Raw genomic sequence first — 1668 nt, forward strand, 5'->3', positions numbered from 1 at the left:
GTGGCGACAGCCGCTGCACTGTCCACGCGGCCAGCATCGAAGACAGGCTGCCCGTGATCGCGAACACTACCGCCGTTACGGGCTGGCCGCGCCAGACCAGCGTCAGCAGCAACTGCGCGCAGAAAAAGCCGATCAGCAGCAAGGGCCAGTCGCGACGCCGCGTCAGCAGATATGCGCCGACCGCCACGCCGGGCGGCAGCCACACGAACGAAGCATGGCTGACCGGGTCGTTCAGCAGATGCGAGAACCAGCCGCAAAGCAGATAGGGGATGGCCCACAGCAGGCAGAGCGGATTTCTTCTGGACGAGTCTTTCATTCCCATGAGGGTCCTTGCTGGCGCATTGATCCATGGCGAAAACCGCTCGCCCCGATCTGCGGGTTATACACGCTCCGCGCCGGCCCGCGAAGCGCCCGCGCCACACCAATCCGCCAAAATCTTGGTACCCTTGAACGCACTCAGATCCCGATACTCCACCTCAGTGCCCCAGGTTTCAGTGCTCTCCTTGCCCGCTCCGGCCTTGCCCGTTTCCGTTCCATCCACAGCCGCAGCGCCCGCCAGCGGGGGCTGGACAGGTCCGTCCGCCCGCCGGTGGCTGTGCGTCCTGGCGGTTGCGCTGCTGACATTGCTGAGCGCCTGCGGCACCACCAAGGTCCAGCCCGGCTACTACCGTGTGCAGTCGGGCGACACGCTGACCCAGATCGCGCGCAAGCAGGGCACCAGCGTGAGCAATCTGGTGCGCTGGAACAATCTGTCGAATTCCAATTCCATCGAGGTCGGGCAATTGCTGCGGGTCCAGCCGCCGGCCGGGCAGGCCAGCTCCTCCTCCACGCCCAGCAAGGCGCGCGGCAAACCCGCGCCCTCGCCCAAGTCGTCGACCTCGACCACCAAGCGCCGCACCGCCCCGCCGGGCGCGATCTCGCTGGTCTGGCCCGCCCAGGGCAAGGTCACGCGCGGCTACGACGGCTCGGGCTCCAACGGCATCGTCATCAGCAATTCGTCCGGCACGCCGGTGGTGGCGGCGGCGCAAGGCACGGTGGCCTATTCGGGCAGCGGCCTGCGCGGCTACGGCCATCTGGTCATCGTCAAGCACAACGCCAGTTTCCTGAGCATCTACGCGCACAACAGCAAGTTGCTGGTCAAGGAAGGGCAGCGCGTCAGCCAAGGCCAGAAGATTGCCGAAATGGGCAATAGCGACAGCAAGCAGATCGGCCTGTACTTCGAGCTGCGCTACGACGGCCAGGCGGTCGATCCGGCGGGCTCCTTGCCGCCGAAGTAGCTCGTATTGTTCCGTGCCGTAGATACGGCGCAGGACGCTAGATATGTACCAGCTGCTTGAGCGAATCCAGCTTCAGGATGCATAGTTCGCCGCGCCGGTCCGAGATATAGGGGCCGCAGTCGCCCTACAGCGCCGCTTCCTGCGTCAGTGTCGAGATGAACGTCGCGGTGCGCGGGTCGGAGGGCTGGCTGAACAGCGTGCGCGAATCGCCGGATTCGACCACCGTGCCATCCAGCAGGAACACCACTTCGCGCGACACGCTGGCCGCCAGGCGCAGGTCATGGGTGGCCATCAGCATGGTCATGCCTTCGGCCGCAAGCTGGCGCAGCACGTCCACCACCTCGGCCGCCAGGCCGGGATCCAGCGCCGAGGTCGGCTCGTCGCACAGCAG

2 protein-coding genes and 1 pseudogene are annotated in these 1668 nt (G+C 66.1%); 1 reads left to right on the top strand and 2 read right to left on the bottom strand.

What is annotated here, in order from left to right; all coding sequences use genetic code 11:
* A partial coding sequence (locus VIR09_RS07390) for an MASE1 domain-containing protein (protein ID WP_332012284.1) occupies positions 1–316 on the bottom strand: 316 nt, incomplete at its 3' end.
* A gap of 277 nt (positions 317–593) precedes the next feature.
* Between VIR09_RS07390 and VIR09_RS07395 the strand changes: the two genes are divergently transcribed.
* The gene (locus VIR09_RS07395; RefSeq protein WP_332012285.1) at positions 594–1277 is read left to right on the top strand and encodes a M23 family metallopeptidase; all 684 of its coding nucleotides are present in this window, start codon (positions 594–596) and stop codon (positions 1275–1277) included.
* 124 nt (positions 1278–1401) lie between these two features.
* On the opposite strand, the pseudogene VIR09_RS07400 reads toward VIR09_RS07395, so the two are convergent.
* A pseudogene (locus tag VIR09_RS07400) lies at positions 1402–1668 on the bottom strand (amino acid ABC transporter ATP-binding protein); the annotation flags it as partial.

This window comes from Achromobacter sp. (genome assembly GCF_036567245.1).
Taxonomy (GTDB): domain Bacteria; phylum Pseudomonadota; class Gammaproteobacteria; order Burkholderiales; family Burkholderiaceae_B; genus Achromobacter.